The organism is Pseudonocardia pini (genome assembly GCF_013870575.1).
GTDB lineage: Bacteria > Actinomycetota > Actinomycetes > Mycobacteriales > Pseudonocardiaceae > Pseudonocardia > Pseudonocardia pini.
In genome coordinates this window covers 1-3,916 of the sequence record NZ_JACBXB010000533.1, presented here as the reverse complement: position 1 = coordinate 3,916, position 3,916 = coordinate 1, and the positions used below count along the sequence as shown (strand labels likewise).

Here is a 3,916-nt window from a genome sequence, read left to right as displayed (position 1 = left end):
CCCGGACCCCTACCCGAGCCGCGAGGCCCGACCGGCCCGGACGACGAGCTGGAGTCCACACGCGGCCGGGCACTCGCCGAGCTGGCGGTCGACGTCCCGCACGTGGTGTTCAGCGGGATCGCGGCGGCAGGCCCGCGGACCGCGCCGGGCAAGGAACGCATCGAGGCGGCGCTGCACGGGCTCGTCCCGCGCGTCACGGTCCTGCGGCCGGTCCGGTTCCTGACGAACTACTTCGGGGTGGGACTGCCCGTCGACGGGATCACGGACGGGGTGCACCGCCACCTCTTCCCACCGGACGCCGTGCTCCAGGTGATCGCGCCGGAGGACATCGCGGACTTCACCGCCCTCGCCCTCGCCGACCCGGACCGCTTCGCAAGCCGCACCCTGGAGCTCGCGGGCGACGCGCTCACCCCGGTCGAGGCCGCCGCCCTGATCGGCGAGGCGACGGGGGTCCCGGTGCGCTACGAGCAGATCCCCACCGCGGAGCTCGCGGCGCTCGGCCCGTGGATGCTGCACGTGCAGGAGAGCTGGCAGGCCGGGAACCGCTGGCACGCGGACCTCGAGGCGCTGCGGGTGATCCATCCCGGCCTGCGGACCCTGCGGGACTGGTTGGCGCAGGGCGCCGCGGATCGGCTCCGGACACACCTCTCCGGCGGCTGACCGGCCCGCTACGGTGGCGGTCGAGAGTCCTCGACCGGTAGGAGCACGTATGTCCCGGGTGGCCGCCATCGACTGCGGGACCAACTCGATCCGCCTCCTGATCGCCGACGTGACGGAGGTCTTCGACGGGACGCGCGACCTGCGCGACCTCCATCGGGAGATGCGGATCGTGCGGCTGGGCAAGGGGGTCGACGCCACGAAGCGGCTCGATCCCGAGGCGCTGGAGCGCACCCGCGTCGCGCTCGTCGACTACGCCGCCGCGTTGCGCCGCAAGGGGGTCGAGCGCGTCCGGATGGTCGCCACCTCCGCGACCCGGGACGCCACGAACCGCGAGGACTTCTTCGGCATGGTCCGCGAGACCCTCGGGATCGACGCCGAGGTGATCTCCGGGGACGAGGAGGCGCGGCTGTCCTTCCAGGGCGCGGTCGGCGACCTCGACCCGGACGACGGACCGTTCGTCGTCACCGACGTCGGCGGGGGCTCCACGGAGGTCGTCGTGGGCACGATCGCCGACGGCGTGACGGCGGCGAGGTCGGTCGACGTCGGCAGCGTCCGGCTCACCGAGCGCTGCCTGCCGGGGGACCCGCCCGCGGCATCGGACGTCGAGAAGGCCCGTGAGGTCGCCCGCGGCATCCTCGCCGACGCCTTCCGCGAGGTCCCGGTCGAGGGCGTGCAGACCTGGGTCGGGGTGGCCGGCACGATCACCACGCTCTCCGGGATCGCGCAGGACCTGCCCTCCTACGATCCCGAGGCCGTCCACCTCTCCACCCTGACCAGGGACGACGTGCACCGGGTCGCCCAACAGCTGATCACCAGCCCGCGGGCCGAGCGGGAGAAGCTGGGCGCGCTGCACCCCGGGCGGATCGACGTGATCGGGGCGGGAGCACTCGTCGTCGAGGCACTGGCGGACGAGTTCCACGCCAAGGCCGGGATCGACCGCATGATCGTGAGCGAGCACGACATCCTCGACGGGATCGCGCGATCGATCGCCTGACCGAGCCGCTCGCCCTGCTGGACCGGCAGGTCGCCGAGTGCCGCGCCTGCCCCCGCCTCGTCGCGTGGCGGGAGAAGGTCGCCGTCGAGAAGCGGGCGGCCTTCCGGGACTGGACCTACTGGGGACGCCCGGTGCCCGGCTTCGGCCCGCCGGACGCCCGGTTGTTGCTGGTCGGCCTCGCGCCCGCCGCGCACGGGGCGAACCGGACGGGGCGGATGTTCACCGGCGACCGCTCCGGGGACTTCCTCTACGCCGCGTTGCACGCCGTCGGGTTGGCGAACCAGCCGACCGCCCTCCACGTCGACGACGGTCTGGCCCTGCGCGGCACCCGGATCACCGCCCCGGTCAAGTGCGCCCCGCCCGCGAACAAGCCCACCCCGGAGGAGCGGGACACCTGCAGGCCCTGGCTCGACAGGGAGCTCGCACTGCTGCGCCCGACCCTGCGCGCCGTCGTCGTGCTGGGCGGGTTCGGATGGCAGGCGCTGCTCCCGGTCCTCGAGGAGAACGGCTGGCCGGTGCCCCGGCCGCGGCCGCGGTTCGGGCACGGTGCGCACGTCCGGCTGGATGAGCTGCACGTCTTCGGCAGCTACCACGTCTCGCAGCAGAACACCTTCACCGGCAGGCTGACCCCCGCGATGCTCGAGGAGGTCCTCGGCGCGGCGGGGCGTGCCGCAGGTCTCATGTGATCCAGGGCGGAACCGACCGTTCCCGGGTGTGTCGGTTACGTCTTCGGAGTACCAATGAAGGCATGGCGCACGCGCAACGCATCGTGATCGTCGGCGGCGGCTACGTCGGCATGTACACCGCTCTGCGGCTGCAGAAGAAGCTGCGCCGCGGGGAGGCCGACATCACGGTCGTCGACCCCCAGTCCCACATGACCTACCAGCCGTTCCTGCCCGAGGCCTCCGCCGGGTCGATCGAGCCGCGCCACGTCGTGGTCCCGCTGCACAAGGTGCTGCGCGGCTGCCGCGTGCTCACCGGCCGGGTTACCGCGATCTCGGACGTGCAGAAGAAGGTCACGGTCGAGACCGCCGCGGGCGGGGTCACGACGCTGCAGTACGACGTCCTCGTCGTCGCCCCCGGCTCGGTCGCCCGGACCCTCCCCGTCCCCGGCCTGCCGGAGCAGGGCATCGCCTTCAAGACCGTCGGCGAGGCCATCTACCTGCGCAACCACGTGCTCTCGCGGCTCGACGCGGCCTCCACCACGGACGACGAGGAGCTGCGCAAGCGGCTGCTGACCTTCGTCGTGGTCGGTGGCGGCTACGCGGGCGTCGAGGCGCTGGCCGAGCTGGCGGACATGGCGCGCTACGCGACCAGGTACTACGCCGGGATCGAGCCGAGCGACCTGCGCTGGGTGCTGGTCGAGGCGATGGACCGGATCATGCCCGAGGTCGGGCCGAAGATGGGCGCCTACACCGTCCGCAGGCTGCTCGACGCCGGCATCGAGGTCCTCCTCAAGACCCGCGTGGAGTCGATGGTCGGCGGGAACGTCGAGCTCTCCGACGGGCAGCGGTTCGCCGCGGACACGATCGTCTGGACCGCGGGCGTCAAGCCGAACCCGATGTTGGAGCAGACCGACCTGCCGCGCGGCCCGCGCGGGCACGTCGAGTGCGCCGCCGAGCTCACCGTGAACGGGCTGACCGGCGTGTTCAGCGCCGGCGACTGCGCCTCGATCCCGGACCTCACCAAGGACGACCCGAACGCCCGCACCAGCCCGTCGGCACAGCACGCGGTGCGGCAGGCGAAGGTGCTGGCGGACAACATCGTCGCGCACCTGCGCGGGTACGAGATGAAGCCGTACAAGCACAGCTACGCCGGGTCGGTGGCGAGCCTGGGCCTGTACAAGGGCGTGGCGCAGGTCTACGGCGTCAAGCTCAAGGGCTTCCCGGCGTGGTTCATGCACCGCACCTACCACGTCAGCCGGATGCCCACCTGGAACCGCCGCTTCCGGATCGTCATGGACTGGACCACCGCGTTGCTGATGGGCCGTGAGGTCGTGGCGCTGGGCCAGATCCACGAGCCGAAGGCGGAGTTCAGCCGGATCGCGGGCGGCACGGTGACCCCGCTGCCGTCGACGGTCGCCCAGGAGTCGGACGCCAAGGCGAGCTGACCCGAGCGACACCCGCGGCGCCCGCTCCCTCACCGGGGACGGGTAGGTGTGAGTGATGGTTCAGACGTGTGGTCGACCGTGTCCGCTGGCAGCTGGACGCCTGGCTCACCCGCGGTGGTTCCGGCGCCGTGGTCGCGCTGCGGCTGACCCCC

At 72.6% G+C, this 3,916-nt stretch carries 4 protein-coding genes; all 4 read left to right on the top strand.

Annotated elements, in window-relative coordinates:
* Positions 1–660 (top strand): NmrA family NAD(P)-binding protein (locus H5J29_RS24095; RefSeq protein ID WP_181783313.1); only part of this gene is annotated, 660 nt, incomplete at its 5' end.
* Positions 661–709: 49 nt separating this feature from the next.
* Positions 710–1,654, top strand: coding sequence for a Ppx/GppA phosphatase family protein (locus tag H5J29_RS24090; RefSeq protein ID WP_181783312.1), 945 nt, complete (start codon positions 710–712; stop codon positions 1,652–1,654).
* On the top strand, positions 1,642–2,340 hold the full coding sequence (locus H5J29_RS24085) for a uracil-DNA glycosylase (RefSeq protein ID WP_376768565.1): 699 nt from the start codon (positions 1,642–1,644) through the stop codon (positions 2,338–2,340). The genes H5J29_RS24090 and H5J29_RS24085 overlap by 13 nt, the downstream gene beginning before the upstream one ends.
* Positions 2,341–2,402: 62 nt before the next feature.
* Positions 2,403–3,764, top strand: a complete 1,362-nt coding sequence (locus H5J29_RS24080; protein WP_181783311.1) for an NAD(P)/FAD-dependent oxidoreductase — start codon at positions 2,403–2,405, stop codon at positions 3,762–3,764.
* The last annotated feature ends 152 nt before the right edge of the window (positions 3,765–3,916 follow it).